Origin of the sequence: Pseudovibrio sp. Tun.PSC04-5.I4 (genome assembly GCF_900104145.1) — a bacterium.
Lineage (GTDB): Bacteria > Pseudomonadota > Alphaproteobacteria > Rhizobiales > Stappiaceae > Pseudovibrio.
In genome coordinates, this window is sequence record NZ_FNLB01000006.1 from 3,549,719 (window position 1) to 3,572,699 (window position 22,981).

Annotated in this window: 19 protein-coding genes; 15 read left to right on the plus strand and 4 right to left on the minus strand. The window is 50.0% G+C overall.

Annotated elements, in window-relative coordinates; genetic code table 11:
- Window positions 1-101 precede the first annotated feature (101 nt).
- From BLS62_RS21825 to BLS62_RS21875, 11 genes are all read left to right on the plus strand, one after another.
- Complete coding sequence (locus BLS62_RS21825; RefSeq protein ID WP_200798556.1) at window positions 102-2,084, plus strand: AMP-dependent synthetase/ligase; 1,983 nt, start codon at window positions 102-104, stop codon at window positions 2,082-2,084.
- Entirely contained in the window at window positions 2,081-2,899 is an 819-nt protein-coding gene (locus BLS62_RS21830; RefSeq protein WP_093185943.1) for an ABC transporter ATP-binding protein, read from the plus strand. Before BLS62_RS21825 ends, BLS62_RS21830 begins: the two co-directional genes overlap by 4 nt.
- 9 nt (window positions 2,900-2,908) lie before the next feature.
- Complete coding sequence (locus tag BLS62_RS21835; protein WP_244283607.1) at window positions 2,909-3,892, plus strand: branched-chain amino acid ABC transporter permease; 984 nt, start codon at window positions 2,909-2,911, stop codon at window positions 3,890-3,892.
- 12 nt (window positions 3,893-3,904) lie between these two features.
- Window positions 3,905-4,981 (plus strand): branched-chain amino acid ABC transporter permease, encoded by a 1,077-nt coding sequence (locus BLS62_RS21840; protein WP_093185948.1) that lies wholly within the window; start codon window positions 3,905-3,907, stop codon window positions 4,979-4,981.
- A gap of 73 nt (window positions 4,982-5,054) precedes the next feature.
- Window positions 5,055-6,368 carry an ABC transporter substrate-binding protein gene (locus BLS62_RS21845; protein ID WP_093189397.1) on the plus strand — a complete coding sequence of 438 codons (1,314 nt, stop codon included), beginning with the start codon at window positions 5,055-5,057 and terminating at the stop codon, window positions 6,366-6,368.
- Between the two features lie 91 nt (window positions 6,369-6,459).
- Complete coding sequence (locus tag BLS62_RS21850; RefSeq protein ID WP_093185953.1) at window positions 6,460-7,323, plus strand: ABC transporter ATP-binding protein; 864 nt, start codon at window positions 6,460-6,462, stop codon at window positions 7,321-7,323.
- Window positions 7,324-7,441: 118 nt separating this feature from the next.
- Complete coding sequence (locus BLS62_RS21855; protein WP_093185956.1) at window positions 7,442-8,485, plus strand: ribonuclease T2 family protein; 1,044 nt, start codon at window positions 7,442-7,444, stop codon at window positions 8,483-8,485.
- Window positions 8,486-8,572: 87 nt separating this feature from the next.
- Complete coding sequence (locus tag BLS62_RS21860) at window positions 8,573-9,814, plus strand: phenylacetate--CoA ligase family protein (protein WP_093185963.1); 1,242 nt, start codon at window positions 8,573-8,575, stop codon at window positions 9,812-9,814.
- A 174-nt stretch (window positions 9,815-9,988) separates the two neighbouring features.
- The gene (hemH, locus tag BLS62_RS21865) at window positions 9,989-11,035 is read left to right on the plus strand and encodes a ferrochelatase (RefSeq protein WP_093185968.1); all 1,047 of its coding nucleotides are present in this window, start codon (window positions 9,989-9,991) and stop codon (window positions 11,033-11,035) included.
- Window positions 11,036-11,184: 149 nt separating this feature from the next.
- A complete protein-coding gene (locus BLS62_RS21870) occupies window positions 11,185-12,159 on the plus strand; it encodes an SPFH domain-containing protein (RefSeq protein ID WP_093185972.1) in 975 nt (324 codons plus the stop codon).
- Window positions 12,160-12,164: 5 nt separating this feature from the next.
- A complete protein-coding gene (locus BLS62_RS21875; protein WP_093185976.1) occupies window positions 12,165-12,632 on the plus strand; it encodes an NfeD family protein in 468 nt (155 codons plus the stop codon).
- Window positions 12,633-12,635: 3 nt separating this feature from the next.
- On the opposite strand, the gene BLS62_RS21880 is transcribed toward BLS62_RS21875, so the two are convergent.
- The 3 genes from BLS62_RS21880 to BLS62_RS21890 all read right to left on the minus strand — a co-directional run bounded on the left by BLS62_RS21880 (window position 12,636) and on the right by BLS62_RS21890 (window position 15,519).
- Window positions 12,636-13,496, minus strand: a complete 861-nt coding sequence (locus tag BLS62_RS21880; protein WP_093185980.1) for an OmpA/MotB family protein — start codon at window positions 13,494-13,496, stop codon at window positions 12,636-12,638.
- 24 nt (window positions 13,497-13,520) lie between these two features.
- Entirely contained in the window at window positions 13,521-14,291 is a 771-nt protein-coding gene (locus BLS62_RS21885; protein WP_093185984.1) for a motility protein A, read from the minus strand.
- A gap of 214 nt (window positions 14,292-14,505) precedes the next feature.
- A complete protein-coding gene (locus tag BLS62_RS21890) occupies window positions 14,506-15,519 on the minus strand; it encodes a KpsF/GutQ family sugar-phosphate isomerase (RefSeq protein ID WP_093185989.1) in 1,014 nt (337 codons plus the stop codon).
- 242 nt (window positions 15,520-15,761) lie between these two features.
- Here BLS62_RS21890 and BLS62_RS21895 point away from each other — a divergent pair, with 242 nt between their 5' ends.
- From BLS62_RS21895 to BLS62_RS21910, 4 genes are all read left to right on the plus strand, one after another.
- On the plus strand, window positions 15,762-17,273 hold the full coding sequence (locus BLS62_RS21895) for an outer membrane beta-barrel protein (RefSeq protein ID WP_093185997.1): 1,512 nt from the start codon (window positions 15,762-15,764) through the stop codon (window positions 17,271-17,273).
- A 206-nt stretch (window positions 17,274-17,479) separates the two neighbouring features.
- Window positions 17,480-18,697: a lytic murein transglycosylase gene (locus BLS62_RS21900; protein WP_093186002.1), complete on the plus strand. Its 1,218-nt coding sequence runs from the start codon at window positions 17,480-17,482 to the stop codon at window positions 18,695-18,697.
- Window positions 18,698-18,759: 62 nt separating this feature from the next.
- A complete protein-coding gene (locus tag BLS62_RS21905; RefSeq protein ID WP_208991020.1) occupies window positions 18,760-19,932 on the plus strand; it encodes an SGNH/GDSL hydrolase family protein in 1,173 nt (390 codons plus the stop codon).
- Between the two features lie 185 nt (window positions 19,933-20,117).
- Entirely contained in the window at window positions 20,118-21,458 is a 1,341-nt protein-coding gene (locus BLS62_RS21910) for a methyl-accepting chemotaxis protein (RefSeq protein ID WP_208991021.1), read from the plus strand.
- Between the two features lie 79 nt (window positions 21,459-21,537).
- Here BLS62_RS21910 and BLS62_RS21915 read toward each other — a convergent pair whose 3' ends face one another.
- Complete coding sequence (locus tag BLS62_RS21915) at window positions 21,538-22,971, minus strand: glutamate synthase subunit beta (RefSeq protein ID WP_093186010.1); 1,434 nt, start codon at window positions 22,969-22,971, stop codon at window positions 21,538-21,540.
- Window positions 22,972-22,981: the final 10 nt, after the last annotated feature.

A 22,981-nucleotide genomic window follows, 5' to 3' on the forward strand; every position in this document is an offset into this window, starting at 1 on the left:
AGCACTTGCGAGGCGGGGGTTTTAATCTTTCGTATTTCCTCAGAGTTAACAGGCAAACCAAAGGCACCATTTTGTGACCTTTGGTGAGAGGTGATTCAAAAATGCAGGTGCCTCCGTCAGCGGGTATGGATACATTTCCGCAGTTGCTTATTCGGAATGCGCGAGATTGGGGGGATCGTCCCGCGTATCGCGAAAAAGATCTTGGGATCTGGCAGACCTGGACCTGGAAAGAGGTCTTGGATGAAGTACGCAAGCTATCGCTTGGATTGAAAAGCCTTGGCTGTAAAGAAGGCGACAAAGTCGCAGTGGTCGGTGCAAACCGTCCGCACCTTTATTGGGTGTTTGCTGCAGTTCAGGCTTTGGGCGGCGTACCCGTTCCGGTTTATGCAGATTCTGTTGCAGAAGAAATTGCATATGTGCTGGGCCATGCCGACGTTCGTTTTGCAGTTGTTGAGAATCAAGAGCAGGTAGATAAGCTGCTCGACATGGCTGAGAAGCTTCCGGTTCTTGAGCACATCATCTATGAGGACCCTAAAGGTCTTCGTGATTACGATCCGGCACGTCTGCATCGGTATCAAACCGTTCAGGACGCTGGTCAGGCATTGCTCGATAATGACGAGAAGCTTGGTGATGAATGGACTGAAAGTCTCAATAGTGGAAAACGCGAGGACGTTGCTGTTATCCTTTACACCTCTGGGACCACTGGTCGCCCTAAAGGTGTGATGCTGACTTTCAACAGTCTGATTGTTTCCGTTCAGAATGCCAACAAGTTCGATAATTTGGATGAGAACGCAGACACAGTCGCCTACCTGCCGATGGCTTGGGTTGGCGATCATGTTTTCTCATATGCTCAGTGTATTACAGCTGGCTATTGTGTGAACTGCCCGGAAGGTCCTGAAACGGTATCCATTGACCGTAAAGAGATCGCGCCGACTTACATGTTTGCTCCACCGCGCGTGTTTGAGGGAATGCTTACGCACATCACTGTTCGCATGGAAGATGCGAGCAAGATGAAGAAATCTCTGTTTGATTACTTCCTGGCTTACGCAGGCAAGGTTGGTGAGCGTATTTTGAATGGAGAGAAAACCTCTCTGTTTGAGCGCATGAAATACGCAGTCGGTGAATTCTGTGTCTATGGACCACTGAAGAACGAGATGGGTTTCTCCCGTGTTCGTGTGGCTTATACTGCAGGGGAAGCAATTGGCCCGGAGATTTTCAAGTTCTATCGGTCAATTGGTCTGAACCTGAAGCAGCTTTATGGTCAGACTGAATCGTCCGTGTTCATCACCTCCCAGCCTGATGGTCAGATTTACGCTGATACAGTCGGCATTCCGATGGAGGATGTTGAGGTCAAGATCGCTGATAGTGGTGAGGTTATGTACCGTTCACCGGGCGCATTCCTAGGTTACTACAAGAACGATGAGGCTACTAAGGACACCATAACCGAAGATGGTTGGGTCCACACTGGCGATGCAGGCATGTTCCTTGAAAATGGTCATCTTAAGATTATTGACCGTGCCAAGGATGTTGGCAAGCTGACCGACGGCTCCATGTTTGCACCTAAGTATATTGAAAACAAACTGAAATTCTTCCCGAACATCAAAGAAGTTGTGACCTTCGGTAATGAGAGAGATCATGTTTGTGCCTTCATCAATATTGACCTGACTGCCGTTGGTAACTGGGCTGAACGTCACAATATTGCTTACGCGTCCTATCAGGAGCTGGCTGCACATCCTGAAGTTTACAACACTATCCAGGGTCATGTGGAGCAGGTGAACAAAGATCTTGCCGCTGAACCGCTGATGGCTGGTGCGCAGATTAATCGCTTCCTTGTTCTGCATAAGGAATTGGATGCGGATGATGGTGAACTGACCCGGACACAGAAGGTTCGCCGTAATTTTGTTGCTGATCGTTATGGGCCACTCATTGAAGCGTTTTATGAGGGTGTGACCAGCAAGCACGTTGTGACTGAAGTGGTCTTTGAAGACGGTCGTCAGGGCAAGATTGAAGCCACTGTCGAGATCCGGGACGTGGAAACATATACTCGTAAATCGATGTCCGCGATTGGGGAGGCGGCAGAATGACTGTGATGGAGCGAACGCTCGAAGAGGTCAAAAGAAAGGCCGAGGAGCGCGAGGTTCTGTTGGATCTTGAGAACGTCTCTCTTTCCTTTGGTGGTGTGAAGGCAATTACGAATATTTCCTTCAACATCAAGAAGGGCGAAATTCGCGCGATTATTGGTCCGAACGGAGCTGGCAAAACATCCATGCTCAATGTGATCAACGGATTTTATCAGCCGCAAGAAGGTGTGATCACGTTCAAGGGCGAGAAGCGTAAATCCATGAAGCCGCACCTTGCGGTGGATCAGGGTATCGCTCGGACTTTCCAGAACGTGGCGTTGTTTAAGGGCATGTCCACGCTCGACAACATCATGGCTGGTCGTGCGACCCGCATGAACAAAAACATATTCTGGCAAATGCTCTATTGGGGACCTGCCCGGCAGGAAGAAATTGAGCATCGCAAGAAGGTCGAGGAAATCATCGACTTCCTCGAAATCCAGCACATTCGTCGAACACCGGTGGGCACGCTGCCTTACGGCCTTCAAAAGCGTGTTGAGCTGGCTCGTGCGTTGGCGATGGAACCGGAACTGCTGCTGCTCGATGAGCCAATGGCGGGGATGAATCTGGAAGAGAAAGAGGACATGAGCCGTTTCATTCTTGATGTGAATGATCAGCTCGGCACCACTATCGCGCTTATCGAGCACGATATGGGTGTTGTGATGGACCTTTCTGACCGTGTTGTTGTTTTGGACTATGGCCGCAAAATCGCTGATGGCGTGCCTGAAGAAGTACAAAGCAACCAAGAAGTTATTGATGCCTATCTGGGCCTCTCGCATTAGGGGGCGATTGTGGAAACGCTTTACTTAGTATTTATCGACCCATTCGTTCAAATGGTTGAGATGCCAGACTTCTTTCTGCAAGTCTTGTGGGAAGGCCTTGTCTCGGGTGTCCTTTATTCTCTGATCGCGCTTGGCTTTGTTTTGATCTTCAAATCATCGCGTATCTTCAACTTTGCTCAGGGTATCATGGTCGTGTTTGCGGCCTTGTCACTGGTGGGTCTGCATTCCTTCCTCATGCCGTATATTGGCAATGAGTTTGTGGCTGCTGCCATCGCGATGCCGCTGACGCTTGGCATCATGTATGCTCTGGCTATGTGTGTTGAGCGTGTGGTTCTCCGTCCGCTTGTTGGTCAGCCAGACATTATCTTGTTCATGGCAACCATCGGCATCACCATGTTCCTCGTTGGCTTTGGCGAGTTCGTGTTTGGTGGCGAGAACAAAGTGATGATCACCGAAGCTCTTGGTATTCCAACTGGTGCGATTGAGTTCGCTCCCTTCGACGGGTTCCTGTTGTTGGAAGAAAAGGATGTCTTCGCAGTTGTGATGGCGATTGTTCTTGTTGTCAGTTTGCTGGTGTTCCTGAATAAATCTGCGATGGGGCGGGCAATTCGCGCTCTTGGAGATGATCATCAGGCAGCGCTCTCAGTGGGAATTTCCCTCAGCACAATCTGGGTGTTGGTCTGGTTCATTGCAGGTGTCGTTGCTCTTGCGACCGGTATCGTCTGGGGTGCGCGTGCAGGTGTATCTTTCGCTCTGGAGGTGATTGCTTACAAAGCACTGCCAGTTCTCATGCTTGGGGGGCTGGAATCCGTATCCGGTGCGATTATCGGCGGCATAGCGATTGGTCTTCTCGAGAAAGTCTTCGAAATCTATTGGGGTCAGCCTTTCTTCGGTGGCAACACTGAAACTTGGTTTGCCTTCATCTTTGCTTTGATTGTTTTGCTGTTCCGTCCGCAAGGGCTGTTCGGTGAGAAGATCATCGAGCGCGTATAAGGGAGGCCTGCCGTGTTTTACAGAACCTCTGGTCAGTTCAAAACGACCTATGAAAGCGATCAGGCCCTGTTTCCGATCAAGCAGGATATGGTCCTGCTGGCCGTGGTCCTCACAGCGATGTATGTGGTGTTTCCGATGTTTGCATCGGAATTCACTTTCAAAGCGCTGCTGGTGCCGGTGTTGATTTTCTCGTTGGCGTCTCTTGGCCTTAACATCCTTACCGGTTTTGCCGGACAACTGTCGCTTGGTACAGCTGGTTTCATGGGTGTTGGAGCTTATGCTTGCTACAAAATCACAACGATTTTCCCGGAAATGAACATCCTTGTTGCGTTGTTCCTGTCTGGCTTCTTCTCATCAGCTGTTGGGGTGGCGTTTGGTTTGCCTTCCCTTCGGATTAAGGGCTTCTACCTTGCGATTGCGACACTCGCTTCGCAGTTCTTCCTGGTATGGCTCTTTGAGAAGTGGGCATGGCTTTACAACTACAACGCATCGGGCGCGATTGAAGTGCGTACCATGGATATGTTCGGTCTTGTCGTGACAGGCCCGAATGCCTCTCCGGTGACGCAGTACTATTTCGTTCTGGTAATCGTTTCCGTCGTGACGTTTGCGATGATCAATCTGACGCGTGGTCGTTATGGTCGTACGTGGAAAGCGGTTCGCGATATGGATATCGCAGCTGAGCTGGTTGGCATCAATCTGATGCGTGCGAAGCTGAGTGCTTTTGCTGTGAGCTCCTACATCGTCGGCATCGCCGGTGCTCTGATGGTGTTCTTCTGGAAGGGCGCTGCTGAACCAAACCTCTTTGACATTCCTATGAGTTTTCAGATCGTCTTCATCGCGATCATTGGCGGCTTGGGAAGTGTTATGGGGAACTTCCTTGGTGCACTCCTGATTGTGGCACTGCCGGTTGTTTTGAATCTACTGCCTAGCATGCTGGGCCTTAATATCGGGTCCGCAACCATGGAACACGTCAACGTTATGGTTGTCGGTTCTCTCATTATTTTATTCTTGATTGTTGAGCCTCACGGGCTTGCGCGGTTCTGGGCGCTTATTCGTGAAAAGCTGATTATTTGGCCATTCCCTCACTAATAATGGACTGCGTTCAGCAGCTGGAGAATCGATGGAATGGCTTGCGGCCTTGGCCGCAAATGCGGAGGAAACTATGAAATATTTTAGTAAAATAGGGAAAACTGTTGCTGCCAGTGCTCTGGCCCTTGCTTTGGGGAGTGCTGCTGTTGCTGCAGAAGGCCTAAATATTCCAAACCTGTCATACCGGACTGGCCCGTTTGCAGCGACCGGTACGCCAATCATGAACGGTCAGCGCGATTACATGTTGATGCTGAACGCACGTGATGGTGGTATTGGCGGTGTGCCGATTGACTACATTGAGTGTGAAACCGGCTACAACACTAACAAAGGCGTTGAGTGCTACGAGAAGACCAAGGGTGATGCTATTATCACTCAGCCATGGTCAACTGGCATCACATTGCAGGTTTTGCCACGTACCAACGTTGATAAGGTGCCAATCCTTGCTCCTGGTTACGGTTTCTCGCCAATGTCTGAAGGGAACACCTTCGCATGGGCCTTTAACCCACCAGTGTCTTACTGGGATGGCGCTTACATGATCCTCGATCACATCAGTGGTGGTGACATATCTTCGCTTAAGGGCAAGAAAATTGCGCTTCTTCACCTGGATCACCCATTCGGGAAAGAGCCAATTCCGCTGCTGCAGAAACTTGCAGATGCGAATGGGTTTGAGCTTCTTCCAATCCCGGTTGGTTTGAAAGAAATGCAGAACCAGTCCGCACAGTGGTTGCAGATCCGCCGTGAACGCCCAGACAATGTCATCATGTGGGGTTGGGGTGCTATGAACGCTGGTGCGATCACCGAAGCGGTTAAAACCCGTTACCCGATGGATCAGTTCGTTGGTATCTGGTGGTCCGGTTCTGATGCTGATCTTCAGCCTCTAGGTGCAAAAGCCAAAGGCTACAAATCCATTAGCTTCTCCGTACCTGGTAACTACCCAGTACTGGACGACATTCGTAAGCATGTTGTTGATACTGGTGATTCCATGATCAAAAAGCCAGAGGACATGGACACAGTGTTCTACCAGCGCGGTATTGCACTTTCCGTATTCGTTGCTGAAGCGGTCAAGGGTGCTCAGGATCATTTTAAAAATCCGATGGTCACTCCAGAGCAAGTTCGCTGGGGTCTTGAGAACCTGAACATCACAGAAGAGCGTCTTACTGAGCTGGGCATGTCCGGCATTATTGCTCCGCTGAAACTGTCTTGTGACAACCACACAGGTCACAGCGGTGCGTGGATGCTTGAGTGGAATGGTGAGGAGTTTGTGAAAGCAAGCGATATGCTGACACCTAATCGTGAGATCATCCGTCCATTGGAAATTGAAAAAGCTGCTGAATACGCGAAGAACAATGCACCATGGCCTGGTCGCGGCGATCTGGCTTGTAACTAAGCGCATATGACTATTTGGTCGGGCGCTTTGGTGCCCGGCCAATTTTTAACTCTCCACTTAAACGGACTGTTCGCAGGTTAAGGCTGATCTCATGAGTGCAATTGCTGAACCAACATCAAATTCCAAGGCACCAGCCGCTAACCTGCAGGTTGCCGAAAACATTTTGTCCATCAACAATATCGAAGTCATCTATAACCATGTGGTTCTGGTTCTCAAAGGTGTGTCTTTGAATGTTCCCAGAGGTGGGATTGTTGCTCTGCTGGGAGCAAATGGTGCGGGCAAAACAACAACCTTGAAGGCGATCTCCAACCTGCTGCAAGCAGAACGTGGAGAAGTGACCAAGGGCAATATTATTTTCCAAGGCAAAGAGGTTCAGGCTCTTTCTCCAAACAATCTGGTGCGGCGTGGCTGCATTCAGGTGATGGAAGGCCGTCATTGTTTTGGACACCTTTCCATTGAAGATAATTTGATGACCGGTGCTTACACGCGGACGGACGGATCGGCTGCGGTTAAGCGGGATCTGGAAATGGTATACAACTACTTCCCGCGTTTGCGTGAACGCCGCAGCTCTCAGGCTGGCTATACATCAGGTGGTGAGCAGCAAATGTGTGCTGTGGGCCGTGCCTTGATGAGCCGCCCGGAAATGATCCTGCTTGATGAACCCTCCATGGGTCTTGCACCACAATTGGTGGAAGAGATCTTTGAGATTGTGAGGCAGCTGAATCAAGACCAAGGTGTGTCCTTCCTTCTTGCCGAGCAGAATACCAACGTTGCCTTGAAGTACGCGACCTACGGCTACATCATGGAAGCAGGACGTATCGTACTTGACGGGGATGCAGCATCCCTGCGCGAGAACGAAGACGTGAAAGAATTCTATCTTGGTGTTGGCGGTGAGGGACGCAAGTCGTTCCGTGATGGCAAACATTATAAGCGCCGTAAACGCTGGTTGGCTTAAGTTGAAAATCGGGATACCCCCAAAAACATAGGGGTAAACTGTCACGGGAAGTAAATGTATCTGGTTTTGAATAATCTGCAGGCTGCTCATTGCCGCAAAAAGGGTTTTGGAGGACCAAATGCATTTGCTTTCAAAAATAATTGTAGGGGCCGCGCTTTGGAGCGTGGCCTTTGTTGCGCCTGTTTCCTCGCAAGTTAAGCTGGATGGCTATTTCCTCGCTGAGGAAACATGCCCGGCCTTTCAGTCGTTTCGTAAGCAGTCTAACCCCGGGAATGTTTCAGTAGAGCGCATGCGTGCCTATGAATTGCTTGGGAAGAATAAAGCGGATGCGAGCCATTATTTCATTCGTATGAATGGTGTGGAACCAAGTGAGCGCTGGGTCGATATTGCGTGTGGCCTTCACGTGGTTGAAGCAGGTGAGGGCGGACAGATTGTAACTGACGGTGGCACTGGGTCTGGCGGTGCGGGAGACGTTAAGTTTGTAAGACCTGATGTGACTGGCCCTTCAGCAGATGCAGATTTTCTTCTGGCAGCGAGCTGGCAGCCTTCTTTTTGTCAAACGCACCAAAATGTTCCTGAATGCATAAACCAGACAGCTGACCGGTATGATGCGGATCATTTTGCGCTTCATGGATTATGGCCGCAGCCACGCGGAAACTTCTGGTGCGGAATTACTGCTGCGGAGAAGAAGCTCACGGACCGGAAAGATCGGCATAGGTTGAAATCTATCCGCTTGAGCGACGAGACGCGAGCTGAGCTGATTAAGGTTATGCCTGGGATACAATCCTATCTGGATCGCTATGAATGGACCAAACATGGCTCCTGTTACAGTGACAGCCCTGAAGAGTATTATTCAGAGAGTCTGGATCTGATGGCGCAATTGAACGCGTCCGGCGTGCGTGAGCTGTTTGCTGCCAATATAGGCAATGAACTGAGTGTCTCTCAGGTGAAAGCGGCCTTTGATAATTCGTTTGGCGCTGGAGCTGGTGACCGTGTTGGCGTGAATTGCAAAGGTGGATTGATCACCGAATTATTTTTGAACCTGAAGGGCAAAATTGAAGCCGATACATCCATAGGTGATCTGCTTCTTGCTGCCGATCCAACCGCCTCAAATTGCCAAGGGGGCGTTGGACGTGTGGATGCGACTGGCTTTGCTCGTTAGTCGCAGAGACTGTTGAGACGAATATGGGGGGAGGCGGTTCTGCCTCTCCATTGGGACTACTGAGAGTGATGCCGCGGGAGGGCTTCCATGGGAAATGAATATTTTGACGAGTTAGAGGTCCGTTCTCCTGAAGAACGCGAAGTAGATTTGATGAGCCGCTTGCCTGCGCAGATTGCTATGGCAAAGAAAGAAGCCTCTGGTTGGGCTAAGCATCTAGCAGATATAGACCCCGCTGAGATTACCAGCCGTGAAGCATTGGCTAAACTACCGGTGTTGCGTAAGTCAGATTTGTTGGCTGCACAATCGGAAGAACCGCCGCTTGGTGGCTTCGCGACGGGGGATTTTTCCAGCTACAAGCGTATCTTTATGTCGCCGGGTCCGATCTGGGAACCTCAGGGGCCTGAGGCTGATCCTTGGAAATCTGCGCGTGCTTTCCATGCAACCGGTATTCGCCCAGGTGATATCGTTCACAATGCGCTCTCCTATCATATGACGCCGGGTGGCTTTATTCTGGATCAGGGTGCTCGTGCCTATGGGTGTGTGGTTTTCCCTGCAGGTATCGGCAATACGGACATGCAGGTTTCTGCGATTACCAGTCTGCGCCCGAATGCTTATGCAGGGACACCTGATTATCTGAAGATTATTCTGGACCGTGCAGATGAGCTAGGTGCTGATGTTAGCTCTCTTACACGAGGCCTTGTTTCTGGCGGTGCGCTCTACCCATCCTTGCGTGAAGAGTATGCCAAACGTGGTGTGAAGGTGCTTCAGGCATACGCGACTGCGGATCTTGGCATTGTCGCTTATGAGAGCGAGGCCATGGAAGGCCTGATCGTGAATGAAGATTTCATCATCGAGATTGTTCGTCCGGGAACAGGTGAACCTGTGGCTGAGGGTGAAGTTGGCGAACTGATCGTTACAACCTTCTCTCCAACCTATCCCTTGATCCGTTTTGCAACAGGCGACCTTTCTGCCGTGTTGTCGGGTGCGTCTCCATGTGGCCGTACAAACATGCGTTTAAAAGGCTGGATGGGGCGTGCTGACCAGCGGACCAAAGTGAAGGGCATGTTTGTTGATCCAGCTCAGATCGAACGCCTTCGTAAGCAGGCTGGTGATGTTGGACGTGCGCGTCTTTCGGTTGTGCGGAAGGGAGAGCAGGATCACATGATCCTGAAAGTGGAAACGGAAGCGGCGAGTGATGATTTTATTGCCGCGCTGAAGAAATCACTGCGTGAACACACTGGTCTTTCTGGTGATGTGGAGCTGGTTGCGCCAGATACATTGCCAAATGATGGAAAAGTGATCTCTGACGAGCGTGAGATTTCCGCTTAAACTCCGCTTAAAATCCTCCTCCTATTATGTGCCAGCCTACTCTCGTGGGCTGGCATTTTTCAATTCTGGGTAGTTTCACGGAAATAAATGGAAAATCTGCAGGATTGATCTTGGCGTGGGCAAATGGAAACTCTATTTACCTGATGGACTGGATCCGACGCGCATAGAGGTTTTATGAGCCAGAATAAAGATTGCCCATCCTCCCTCCCGAGCAACCACCCAGCTGTGAGCTTTGGGAAAGTTGGTGTTCTTCTCGTGAATCTCGGTACACCGGATGGGACAGACTATTGGTCTATGCGCCGGTATCTGGCTGAATTCCTGTCCGATAAGCGTGTTATCGAATGGTCGCGGTGGCTTTGGTACCCCATTCTTTATGGGATCGTTTTGAGCAAGCGCCCGCAGAAATCTGGGGCGGCTTACAAAGAGATTTGGAATAACGAGTTGGATGAAAGTCCACTGCGTACGATAACTCGCAACCAGTCTGACAAGCTCGGTGAGCTTTTGAAGGATTTGGGTGACAACGTGGTTGTTGACTGGGCGATGCGCTATGGAAATCCATCGATCAAAAGCCGATTGGATGCGCTTAAAGCACAGGGGTGTGATCGAATTCTGGTATTCCCGTTGTATCCCCAATATTCCGCGTCTACGACTGCAACTGTGAATGATGAAGTGTTTCGTGCGCTGTTAACTATGCGGTGGCAACCCACCCTTCGCATTGTCCCACCGTACCACGATGACGACACCTATATCTCGTCGCTTGCAACGTCGATCACAACTAAGCTTGCTGAGTTAGATGAGGAGCCGGAAGTAGTTCTGGCGTCTTTCCATGGCATTCCGCAGAGCTATTTCGACAAGGGTGACCCATACCATTGTCATTGTCAAAAGACTGGCCGATTGCTGAAAGAGAAGCTTGGTTGGGACGATAAGAAGTTTCAAGTTACCTTCCAATCACGCTTTGGCCCGGAAGAATGGTTGCAGCCCTATACAGACAAGACGGTTGAAAAGCTGGCGAAAGACGGTGTGAAACGAATTGCTGTTTTGAATCCGGGTTTTGTTGCAGATTGTTTGGAAACGCTGGAAGAAATCGCCGGAGAAGCTGCCGAGATTTTTGAAGAGAATGGCGGGACGCAATTCACACATATCCCATGCTTAAACGAGAGTGCAGAGGGTATGGCAACTCTTGAAAGCGTGGTGCGCCGAGAGCTGCAAGGCTGGGTCTAGAATTTAAGAATAGATTGACCATTTATAGAAGAGCTCTTGTTTCTTTGAGGAGGCAGGGGCTCTTTGTCGTTTGTTAATTTAGATTTCGCTGGTTTTTGGATAGAAAAACTAAGATAGTTCAGGGAATTACTCTAAAAGGACTAATGCATATGGACGTACTAACAGGCAGCTCGATTACAGTCCTGATACTGGTCGCTGTTATTATTCTTGTTGTTTTTGCTGGCGCAAAGATGATCCCGCAGGGTTATAACTATACCGTTGAGCGATTTGGTAAGTATCGCAAAACTCTGGAACCAGGCCTGAACATCATCATTCCGTTTGTTGATCGTGTTGGCCATCGCGTCAACATGATGGAGCAGGTGTTGGAAGTCCCCGCTCAGGAAGTGATCACCAAAGACAATGCTACGATTACAGGTAACGGGGTCGCTTTTTATCAGGTTCTCAGTGCTCCTCGGGCTTCCTATGAAGTGCAAGGCCTTCAGAACGCAATTTTGAACCTGACCATGACCAACATCCGTAGTGTTATGGGCTCTATGGTTCTGGATGAATTGTTGTCCAACCGTGATGAGATCAACTCTCGTTTGTTGCGTGTTGTGGATGCAGCTTGTGAGCCTTGGGGCGTCAAGATTACACGAATCGAGATCAAGGACATCAATCCGCCAGCAGATCTGGTGGAGGCGATGGGCCGCCAGATGAAGGCTGAGCGTGAAAAACGCGCTTCTATTCTGGAAGCTGAAGGTGCGCGGCAGTCCGAAATTGCAAAGGCTGAAGGCGTGAAGCAGTCGCTCATTCTTGAGGCTGAAGGTCGTCAGGAAGCTGCATTCCGGGATGCTGAAGCGCGTGAGCGGCTGGCACAGGCTGAAGCAAAGGCAACCGAGGTGGTTTCCAAGGCTATTGCTGAGGGTGATATGGGTGCGATCAACTATTTTGTTGCAAGTAAATATGTTGAAGCGTTCGGAGAACTTGCAAAATCTCCAAATCAGAAAACGCTCATCGTGCCTATGGAAGCGACTGCTATGATAGGAAGTCTGGCTGGTATTGCTGAGATCGGCAAGGAAGCGTTTAAAGATAATGAGCGCCGCAAGAGTAGTCGTGTGCCCAATACAGGTAATTCGGAGGACTGATCAGTATGTTAGTGGAATTGTTCCAGAGCAGTATTGAGCCGTGGGTTTGGTTTGCGTCCGGTTTGGTTTTAGTCGGACTGGAACTTGCCATACCCGGGTCATTCCTGATCTGGTTTGGAGCTGCTGCTCTGGTTGTTGGCATCGTGGTTGCCTATTTTGCACCGGACTGGCGCTGGCAACTTGTGCTTTGGGGAGTCTTGTCTCTCAGCTTCCTGGTCGTTGGCCGCCGGCTCACTCTGAGAGTTGATAAGAGTGTGGGCGATCCGTATTTGAACAATCGGGGAAGTCGCTATCAGGGTCGGGTTTTTGTCCTCAAAAATGAGGTTGCGCATGGAAAAGGCACTTTGGAGATTGGTGATTCCATATGGCGTATCAATGGGCCAGATTTGCCAGCAGGTTCTCACGTAAAGATTGTGGGTCAAGACGGTACGACCCTGATTGTAGATGCAGCTTCTTCTGATGAGGCCGCTTAACCCTTATTGATAGGGATTTAAATCTGGTGGCAGCGGCGGTTCTTCTGCCATCAGGAGAATCGAAATTCTCCGATTCGCTGCAAGATACGGGTCATTTGGAAAGAGTGGCTCAGTATCTGCTTTACCAACAACGGAATGAACGTTGTTGGAGGGTAATCCGTATTCAAAGAGAATTTGGCGAGCAGTGTTTGCACGATCTGCTGAAAGTTCCCAGCCAGTCTCGCTTGGAGATGTTATCAGCTGGCCCGTTGTTGTGTGGCCCGTAATGCGAACACGGTTTGGCAACTTTGCGAGAATTGGCGCCATTTTGGCAAGCAGGGTGCGCGTGATCTCGTAAGGATATTTAGATCCTTCCGGATACATTGACCGACCTTCCTGATCGACGATCAGAATATTTAGCCCCTCGTCAGTTTCCTCAAGAATGATATTACTGGAGACCTCTGTGATTTCAGGCATTTCCTGAAATGCCTGGCGAAGGGATACAGCAGCAGTTGCAAATTGGCGCGGGCGCTCGATATTTGCTTTCTTGGTGGTATGGGTATTTGCTTCAGGGCCCTGTTTGCGCTTTTCTGGATGGCTTTCTGTGGCAAAATCGGCATCTGTCACCTGTTTTTCGTAGGTGATGTCCTTCATGAAATCGCGAAGTGGCACCCCCTCGATTTCCATGATACCGGCGCGTTTGCTGACTTGTTTGATGCCGAATGCATCTTTGATTGACCCTGCAACCACCTGAAGCTTCTGCTTATCCTGAACTGAAAATGAAATAATGAGCACGAAGAAACACACCAATAGCGACATCAAATCGGCGAAGGTCAACATCCATGCTGGTGCGCCTGCCGGCGGTGCTTTCTTTTTACGTGCCATAAATCATAGAGTCCTTTTCAGCACTTAAGCAGCAGCTTCTGCGAAGCCTGCTCGGCCTTTTTCAGGAATATAGGCAAGCAACATTTCTCGAATGAGAGATGGGCTCTTATTTTCTCGAATTTGAAGAACACCATCAATAACCAGTGTTTGGTTGAGTTCCTCTTGTTCGAATTTCGAGTCCAATTTATCGGCGACGGGAATACACACGACGTTTGCGATGAAGGAACCGTACAACGTTGTCAGCAACGCAATTGCCATTGATGGGCCAATGGTGGATGGATCGTCCATTGTTGCCAACATCTGCACCAAACCGACCAGTGTTCCGATCATCCCGAATGCCGGTGCGGAGTCGCCAAGTGCACGATAGACGCGTGAGCCCTCATTCAGACGATTGAGGTACAGGTCGCGCTCCTTTTCCATGGATTCGCGAATGAGATTGTACTCATATCCATCGGCAACATACTGCATGCCTTTTGCTAGGGTTGGCTCATCAATCTGAACCTTCTCAAGACCTAGAGGACCTTCTTTTCTGGCGGTTTCCGCAAGGTGTGCAATGTTGTCAATGAGGGCGCGAGGTTCAATTTTCTTATGGGTAAAAGCCAGTTTTGCTCCCATACCAAAAGCGCCCAATAGACCGTTCAAAGGAAAGCGCACCAACGTTGCAGCCATGCCGCCGCCAAACACAATTAGGATGGAAGGCGTGTCAACAAACTGACTGAAACTACCACCTATAAAAATCGCGATGAGCACTGTTATACAGGCGGCAAGAATGCCGATAATCGTCGCTAGATCCATTTACCTTACCCGATCACAGCCCCAGATGAGGCAAACTAACTAATGTTATTTTGGGGGATTATGGCTAACCAAATCCTAATAAATGAAAAATAGAGGCAAATTGGAGGTGCTGAACTTAAGGCCATACAGAATTCGGGCATGTGGTATTAAAAAATGCTCGGAACTTTGATGCGTTTCCGAGCATTACAATCGTGTTGTCAGATCGGCCTGTATCTTAGGCTGCGCCAATCTTAAGCAGGTCCAGAGTACGGATGATTCCTACTGGCTTGTCGTCTTGCACGACGAAGAGACAACTGATTTTGAGTGAGTTCATTATTTCTAGGGCTGACGGTGCCAAAAGAGTTTCTTCGATCGTTTTCGGGCTATGAGTCATCACATCCTCGACGGTTTTATCCAGAAAGTCAGAGCTTATGTGACGACGCAAATCACCATCGGTGATAATGCCGATCAAAGTGCCTTGGGTATTTGTAACGCCGAGAACGCCAAACCCCTTTTGTGTCATTAGGATTAGTGCTTCTTTCATCAGCATGCCGGTTTGAGCAAGCGGCAGGTGATCTGCGCTGTGCATGACGTCTTTTACATGCATGAGACTGGCACCTAGCTTGCCACCCGGATGGTAAACTTTAAAGTCTTGCGCCGTAAAGCCTTTCGCTTCCAAAAGGGTGATGGCTAGCGCGTCCCCAAGAGCAAGCTGTATGAGTGTGCTGGAAGTTGGAGCCATGCCATGCGGACATGCTTCCGGAACTTTAGGAAGTGCTAAGGCAACGTCCGCCGCTTGACCCAAAGCACTTGTCGCACTTCTTGTGATCGCAATGAGAGGTACTTTGAAACGTCGCGTAAAGGCGATGAGGCTGGCAAGTTCCAGTGTTTCACCGGACCATGACAAAGCGATAACGACGTCGTCCTCAGTAATCATGCCCAAGTCACCGTGACTTGCTTCGCTCGCATGAACAAAGAATGCTGGTGTGCCTGTTGAAGCAAGCGTTGCCGCTAGTTTTGTTCCAATAATGCCGCTTTTACCTATGCCGGAGACAATGACGCGCCCTTTGGCATGGGCGATTGTCTCGACAGCTTTCTTAAAAGGTTCTGCAAGGCCATTGGATAGGCTGGCTTGGAGCTCGTTAAGTGCCGCAATCTCCGTCTCAATGGTTTTCGCAGCAGAGTGTATCCACTCCCCTGAAGGCCGTAGTGGACGATCTTCATGCGTAAGAAATGATGGCATATGCATTGGGCACTACTTCTTGGCTTTGCTCTCTGGAGCACAATGACGCTTTTGCAGCAAGATTCCTGCTTCTAAGTAAGAGTGCATTGTGAACACTCTGGGGCAAGACTTAGTTTCCCTCTATCAAATCTAGATTGAGAAAACAATCAGGGGTAGAGCGGCAGTTCTCAAGGAAACATTAACCATGTTCAGCGACTGTGAGCCTAACTGACCTCCTTTAATACAAAGGGGTATTCTCGGATAGTTTTATGTTGTTGCAGCCGAACCTTCTAAAACGCCTTTGTGCCGCGTCTATTTTGATGTGCGGTTTGATGCTGGGCGGTTTTTGGCAGGGCGTGGCATATGCTCAATCTTCAGATTTTGGTTTTCGCGACAGTTTGTCTTTTGATGATGACGGGACTTCAGGTTTTGAGAGACCTACTGAGACTGATGCAGAGCCTTATGAGCAGCAGATAGAAGAAGGGTCACAACGTCAAGTCGCTCAACCACTCACTGCGAGCGTACGTCAACAATTGACGTCCACTGGAAGGAACAGCAGAGCTCCTCGGTTTTCTGAAAGAGTAGAAGCCGCATCCAGAATATCTCGTCCTGTTGGGGGCGGAGGGCAATCGGATGAAGGGATCTTTGATGGTGAAACCGTACAAGATCGAGCGATCGGCATTCGGCTTGGATCACTGCGTTTAACACCATCAATTGATGCTGGCCTTGGTTGGACTGATAACGCAGAACAAGCCAATGGTGGAACGCCAGATGGGTTTTATGAAGTGGATGCCGCCGTTACTGTGGTTTCTGACTGGGACAGGCATGAGCTGGGCATGGAGCTGAGGGGAAGCCTCCGTGCTTTCTTCAATGAGCCAAACAACAACCAACCAGTTATTACCGGGCTCAGTAACTTGCGACTGGATCTGGGAGATCGGACCACGGCGAACGTTGAAGGGGCTTATTCCTTCTCTCGCGAGGAGCGGTCTTCTGCTGAAAACGAGGCTGTGAGCGGGCGTACAAACTCCGTTCAGGAGATTGGTGGTCGTGTTTCTTTGAGCCGTCGGGTTTCGGTCATTCAATTGCGTGGTGGAATCGGTGTTGACCGCACTGTCTACGGCGGGCAGATGACCAGTTCTCAACCTCGTGACAACACAGTGGTGGATGCAACACTCAGAACCTCTTTCGATAATGGTGCCGTGTTCGAGCCGTATCTGAAAGGTGGGTTTCTCGTTCGCAAATACGATCAGGATTGTAATGGTGACCCGAGTTGTTTTGATAGGACGTCCCGCGGGTACTTTGCTAAAGCAGGTTTGACTGTAGATCGCGGGCCGAAACTTCGAGGTGAGTTTGGAGTTGGGTGGCGTGCTGAATATCTGGATGATGACCGCCTAAGCGCTCTACAAGGGTTGATTTTTGACGGATCCTTCGTCTGGTCTCCAACACGACGGGATACGGTGACAGTTGGCGGTGCAACCAGCTTTTCCGGTACAAATATTGATGGAGCTTCCGGATCGATCCTTTATGCAGGAGATGTGCGGTACGCGCACCAATTTACGCAGGATGTCGTTGGTGATGTTCAATTTGGATACACGTACAGAATTTTTCAGGGTGTCGATATTGTCGAGAAAGAAGGAACTGGTTCCCTCGGTCTTGTGTGGGCGTTTGCAAAGGATGCTGCGCTTCTGTCTCGTTACACATTCCGTGCGTTTGAAAGTTCCTCTGATGATAGCAATTACGCAAGCAGCTTAATTGAAGCTGGACTTCGGATCCGTCGTTGATCCATTGGAAGAATAAGTCGAGCACTCCAGCTCTGTTCCAAATTACATAGTTACAATTGCCGAGTTAAAAGGTGGGTTTTGATTTAAAACGGCCTTTTTTCTACCATGGTTGGCAGTCAAGGGCAGTAATGCCTCCGTGGGCTAAGCAAAAAACTGCGCGTAATGCGCCTCAAAAACCTCCTAATCGGGTGACTGGAGAAAACTGTATGCGATTTTCTTCTTTGCCAGCAGCTCTGTGCGCTGGGATTTTATTAGTTTGTAGTTCAAATGTTTTTGCCCAACAAACCGGTTTTCAAAAATGGGTAAGCAGTTTTAAGAGAACTGCTGTTTCAGCGGGTGTGTCTACTCAGCTTTATGATCGTGTGTTTGAGGGGATGACGCCTGACCCACGCATCAAAAAGAGTGCTGAGAACCAGCCTGAGTTTACCCGAGCGATTTGGCAGTACCTTGATAGCGCGGTTACCGAAGATCGGGTTTCCTACGGTCAGCAAATGGCAGGAGACTGGAACGGTTGGCTTGATAAGATCGAAGCCAAATATGGCGTCAGTCGTCATGTGGTTCTGGCGATCTGGGGCATGGAAAGCTCTTACGGGCGCATTTTGGATAATGCATCGATTATGCGATCAACCCCACGTGCCTTGGCTACTCTGGCGTATCAAGGTGGACGACGTGGCAAATTTGCCCGCAAACAGTTGGTTGCTGCTCTTAAGATCCTTCAAGACGGTGATGTTGTTCCTGAGCAGATGCGAGGGTCCTGGGCTGGTGCGATGGGACATACACAGTTTATCCCGACGACATATCAAGCCTACGCAGTTGATATCACGGGTGATGGCAAACGCGATATCTGGAATAGTATTCCAGATGCTTTGGCTTCTACTGCTGCTTACCTTTCTAAGGTTGGTTGGCAGAGCGGAGAGACCTGGGGTTATGAAGTGATCTTGCCTGAGGGCTTTAATTACCGCCTTAGCAATCAGCGCAAAAACCAAGTTGTTGCCAACTGGCGTAAACTTGGTGTGACGCGGGCAAATGGCAGTGCGTTTCCTCGTGGAACGGATATGGCGCGGCTTTACACACCGGCTGGTGCTGGTGGACCTGCTTTCCTGTTGTTGAAAAACTTCTATGTCATCAAACGCTACAACAATTCCAACGCCTACGCGTTGGGAGTTGGTCATCTATCCGACCGGCTGTTGGGAATGCCTAGTTTTGTGGCGGATTGGCCGCGTGGGGATCGTCCTCTTACCCTGACTGAAAAGAAGGCGTTGCAGAAGCGTCTGGTTGAAATGGGTTATAAGCCCGGAATTGTTGATGGTAAGATTGGACGAGGCACTCGTCAGGCGATTCAGGCATACCAAAAAGCCTCTGGTATGATTCCTGATGGTCACGACTCAATAAAGCTTCTTAATAGGTTGCAAGGTAGAACATAATCAGGTTTCCTAAAGGCAGGGAACCAATGGTGGTGGTTGGTTCCCGCAGGAGATAAGCGATTATGCAACGGTCCTTTTTGTCACTCGCGCTTGCGGTTGTGATAAGCATTAGTTTTGCCGGGACACTTGTTCTGTCAACTGATGTGGCTGCGCAAGTGCGGACAAACAGCACCGGAGCATCTAATAAGGGCAATAAGTCTTTTTTTGGTTGGTTGTTTGGCGGTAGCCAAAAACGGATGGAGCAAGTGAACCCATCCAAGCGGAAAAGCCGTAAAAAATCTTCGCGCTCTCGTCGCAAGAACAGAAATCGCGATAGCAGTGCCGTTGCGGCTGCACCGAAGATCACCGAGAAAGAGAAAAGCAAAGACGCCAAAGTTCTGCTTGTTATTGGTGATGAATTGGCGATGGGATTGGCTGACGGTTTGAAGTCAGTTTATGCCGATACACCTTCCATCCGCATCAAGAAGCTCGTCTACCCGAATACGGGTCTGGTTGCTGACAAGAAACCAGACTGGCCTGAGGACGTAGCCCGTGCGCTCAAGGCAGATGATGTGGGTCTTGTCGTTGTATCGCTCGGGGCACGAGATAATCGTAATTTTGTGGTGTCGGAGCAAAGCTTGGTTGATGGCCAATCAATGACGAACTCGGAAGAGCTACAGTTTCAGGGCAATGACTGGAAGAAGGAATATCGTTTTCGGACTGCTTCTATGGTTGCAGCCGTTCGGAATGAGCAATTGCCTTTGATCTGGGTTGGACTGGCACCTGCAAAAGAATACCTAATGAGCGCGAACTTCAGCTTCTTGAATGATTTGTTTCAGGAGCAAGTTGAGCCAGCTGGTGGCATTTTTGTTGATGTGTGGACTGCTTTTCAGGATGAGAACGGTGAATACACATCTCACGGGCCCGATGTAACGGGTAAGAGGCGACGTCTACGGGCTAAGGATGGTGTGTATTTTACTTGGGCAGGTTATAGAAAAGTTGCGTACTTTGTGGAGCGCGAGATCGCTCGCATCTTTGGAAGTGCGACTGCCTTTATTTTTGAGGGTGTCAAAGACGATCCGAACTTCATCGTTCTGACCGGGCGTTTGACTTCACCAGAAACCAAGCTCATTGGCCCAGATGATAAAGGTGGCTCTGCTGGTGCAGGCAGTGACCTCTTTAAGCTGACAGTATCAGGTGAAGTGCTCCCAGAGGTATCTGGCCGAGCTGATGATACTCGTTGGACCGGATTTTAATATCCGAAGTATTTTTTATCATTCTATTTGGGAAGTCGTCGTCGAAACCGAAAAATCTCATAAAAATTGGTTTTTATCGCTGTTTTTTGGTAAATACATGCAGTTCCACGCGCTAAAGTAGCATTCTGTTTACATACATGGGTAACATTACTCACACTAAACTTATGGGTGAAGTGGGGCTATTGATGGTTACCCAACCGCATGTCTTTAAATTGTCGATGGTGGGCAAATTCGTTCTCGTGGTCTTTATGGCTATGGCGATCATGTCTATCGGCACATTGTTTTCCTTTGTGGTCATATATGATGCCCTCATCTCGGCCTTGGCAGATCCTGGATTGCGATCTCAGTTGATGTCTGATCAGGGACAGAGTGCGCTGGAAACGCTGCTCGTTGATAATCTCAGTTTCATTGTGATGGTCTGTGCACCTGCTGGACTGCTGTTCTTTGTAATTGCCGTTGTGATTGCGCGTGGCATGCGTTCTGCGATGTCGGAGCTACAGGGCGGACTGGATGCACTGGCTGATGGTGCGCTGGATACACAGATCAAGGGAACTGAGCGCGGGGATGAGATTGGTGCGATCGCTCGCTCTATTGCTCAATTCCGAGTGGTTTTAAAAACCAAGGCCGAAGCTGACGCAAAAGCCAAAATCCAGCAGGAGCATGAGCTCGCGGATGCACGCAAAGAAGCGCTTGAAACTGTAGCGCGGGATTTTGAAGCATCTGTGGGGCATGTTGTTCATGACCTTTTGGAGATTAGCAGCTCCGTTGAGATGCGCTCGCAAGAGTTGGACATTAGCGTGCAGGGTGCTCACACAGCGATGGCATCTTCAAGTGATGTGGCTCAGGCAACGCAGGGCTCTGTGCAAGCCATTGTGGAAGCGGCTGAAGGTGTCTCTCGGTCCTCCGGTGCTATTGGGGATGACACTTCGCAGGCGGCACGGTTTGCGCAGGATGCTGCGAAATGTGCTCAGAAAACCAACGAGATTGTTGGGCGTTTGGTGGAAAGCGGCAAGGCTATCGGTGATGTTATTGAGCTGATTGACCAGATTGCAAATCAGACCAATCTTCTGGCATTGAATGCGACGATTGAAGCGGCGCGGGCAGGGAAAGCCGGACGAGGGTTTGCTGTTGTTGCGAGTGAGGTGAAGAGCCTTGCAGGCCAGACCTCAAAAGCGACTGAAGAAATCTCTGTGCAGGTGGAATCTGTGCAGAAGGTTGCAGAGCAGGCGGTTACAGCCATTCGTGAAATTGGGTTGACTATCGATCAGATTAACTCCTTGTCCACGGGCATCAATGAGGCTGTTGGAGAGCAGAAGCAGGCGACCGAGGATATTTCCCGCAGCCTTACAGATGCACATCAGAACGTGTCTCAGGTTGCGTCCAATATGCAGGTTTTGGGGAGTGATTTCCAAGGAACGAAAGATGCATCTAACCATCTGCATCGGGCAGCAGGTAAGCTTGGAACACTCTCTGAGAATTTGAAGAGCGAAGTTGCCAGTTTCCTAGAAAGTGTCAAAGCTGCCTAATCCCGACGAGTTCTTGAATGTGAAAAGCCCGAGGTGCGGAAACACCTCGGGCTTTTCTATGTCTATATTCAAGTTGCTATTAGCGTGGCAGGTTGGAAGAGCCTGTCAGGAACTCATCAATTGAGCGAGCTGCCTGACGTCCTTCGCGGATTGCCCAAACAACCAGAGACTGACCTTTGCGAACGTCGCCTGCTGCAAAAACCTTCTTGATGGAGGTTTTGTAGTCCTCGGTGTTGGCTTTCACGTTGGTGCGTTCGTCCAGTTCCAGATTGTCACTGGCTTCTTTAATGTAGGTTTCCATATTTGGACCTGAGAAGCCGATAGCTGCCAGAACAAGATCTGCCTTGAGGATGAACTCTGTGCCTTGAATTGGAATACGTTTTTCATCCACACGAGCGCATTTTACGCCGGTTACAACACCGTCTTCGTCACCAACAATGGCAAGCGTTGCAGCTGAGAACTCACGTTCTGCACCTTCTGCCTGAGACGTGGAAGTCCTGAACTTAGTTGGCCAATACGGCCAGAACTGGTTCTTGTCTTCCCTCAGCGGAGGCATCGGACGAATGTCCATCTGGGTTACAGACAGTGCGCCCTGACGGAAAGATGTACCAACACAGTCAGATGCCGTATCGCCACCACCAACAACAACGATGTGCTTGCCGCCAGCCCAATATGGTACTTCGTCAGAAACATCCTCCCCACCTACGCGGCGGTTTTGCTGAACGAGGAACGGCATCGCGTACATGGCACCCTTGAGGTTCATGCCCGGAATGCCCGGATCACGCGGACGTTCAGCGCCAGTGCTCAGCAATGTTGCGTCGTGACGGGTGTGGATTTCCTCGAACTCTACATCTTTGCCGATTTCACAACCGTAGTGGAAGGTGACACCTTCTGCTTCCAATTGTACGACACGGCGTTCGATGTGGTGTTTTTCCATCTTAAAGTCAGGAATGCCGTAGCGCATCAGTCCGCCAGCGCGTGGTTCGCGCTCATATACGTGGACTGTATGGCCTGCGCGTGCCAGCTGTTGTGCTGCTGCCAAGCCTGCAGGACCTGACCCGATTACCGCTACCGTTTTACCGGTTTTGGTTGCCGCAGGTTCCGGTTTGATCCAGCCCTCTTTGAAAGCACGGTCAGCGATCGCCTGTTCTACAGTCTTAATCGCAACCGAGATGTCTTCCAGATTCAGCGTACACGCTTCCTCACAGGGAGCGGGACAAATGCGGCCCGTGAATTCCGGGAAGTTATTGGTTGAATGCAGATTACGCGCTGCACTTTCCCAATCACCTGCAAACACCAGATCGTTCCAATCTGGAATCTGGTTGTTCACCGGACAGCCGGCTGGACCATGGCAAAACGGGATGCCACAATCCATACAACGTGCCGCTTGGCGTTCCACTTCCGGCTGCGAGAGCGGGACTGTGAATTCGCGGAAGTGGCGGATGCGATCTGATGCCGGCTGGTATTTTTGCTCCTGCCGGTCGATCTCCAAAAAGCCAGTTACCTTACCCATGTCTTCCCCT

What these genes read in the sequence shown, in the direction of transcription:
- BLS62_RS21825 (WP_200798556.1), top strand. Translation starts at nt 102, where the DNA reads ATGCAGGTGCCTCCGTCAGCGGGTATGGATACATTTCCGCAGTTGCTT.
- BLS62_RS21830 (WP_093185943.1), top strand. Translation starts at nt 2,081, where the DNA reads ATGACTGTGATGGAGCGAACGCTCGAAGAGGTCAAAAGAAAGGCCGAG.
- BLS62_RS21845 (WP_093189397.1), top strand. Translation starts at nt 5,055, where the DNA reads ATGAAATATTTTAGTAAAATAGGGAAAACTGTTGCTGCCAGTGCTCTG.
- BLS62_RS21850 (WP_093185953.1), top strand. Translation starts at nt 6,460, where the DNA reads ATGAGTGCAATTGCTGAACCAACATCAAATTCCAAGGCACCAGCCGCT.
- BLS62_RS21855 (WP_093185956.1), top strand. Translation starts at nt 7,442, where the DNA reads ATGCATTTGCTTTCAAAAATAATTGTAGGGGCCGCGCTTTGGAGCGTG.
- BLS62_RS21860 (WP_093185963.1), top strand. Translation starts at nt 8,573, where the DNA reads ATGGGAAATGAATATTTTGACGAGTTAGAGGTCCGTTCTCCTGAAGAA.
- hemH (WP_093185968.1), top strand. Translation starts at nt 9,989, where the DNA reads ATGAGCCAGAATAAAGATTGCCCATCCTCCCTCCCGAGCAACCACCCA.
- BLS62_RS21870 (WP_093185972.1), top strand. Translation starts at nt 11,185, where the DNA reads ATGGACGTACTAACAGGCAGCTCGATTACAGTCCTGATACTGGTCGCT.
- BLS62_RS21875 (WP_093185976.1), top strand. Translation starts at nt 12,165, where the DNA reads ATGTTAGTGGAATTGTTCCAGAGCAGTATTGAGCCGTGGGTTTGGTTT.
- BLS62_RS21880 (WP_093185980.1), bottom strand. Translation starts at nt 13,496, where the DNA reads ATGGCACGTAAAAAGAAAGCACCGCCGGCAGGCGCACCAGCATGGATG.
- BLS62_RS21885 (WP_093185984.1), bottom strand. Translation starts at nt 14,291, where the DNA reads ATGGATCTAGCGACGATTATCGGCATTCTTGCCGCCTGTATAACAGTG.
- BLS62_RS21890 (WP_093185989.1), bottom strand. Translation starts at nt 15,519, where the DNA reads ATGCATATGCCATCATTTCTTACGCATGAAGATCGTCCACTACGGCCT.
- BLS62_RS21895 (WP_093185997.1), top strand. Translation starts at nt 15,762, where the DNA reads ATGTTGTTGCAGCCGAACCTTCTAAAACGCCTTTGTGCCGCGTCTATT.
- BLS62_RS21900 (WP_093186002.1), top strand. Translation starts at nt 17,480, where the DNA reads ATGCGATTTTCTTCTTTGCCAGCAGCTCTGTGCGCTGGGATTTTATTA.
- BLS62_RS21905 (WP_208991020.1), top strand. Translation starts at nt 18,760, where the DNA reads ATGCAACGGTCCTTTTTGTCACTCGCGCTTGCGGTTGTGATAAGCATT.
- BLS62_RS21910 (WP_208991021.1), top strand. Translation starts at nt 20,118, where the DNA reads ATGGTTACCCAACCGCATGTCTTTAAATTGTCGATGGTGGGCAAATTC.
- BLS62_RS21915 (WP_093186010.1), bottom strand. Translation starts at nt 22,971, where the DNA reads ATGGGTAAGGTAACTGGCTTTTTGGAGATCGACCGGCAGGAGCAAAAA.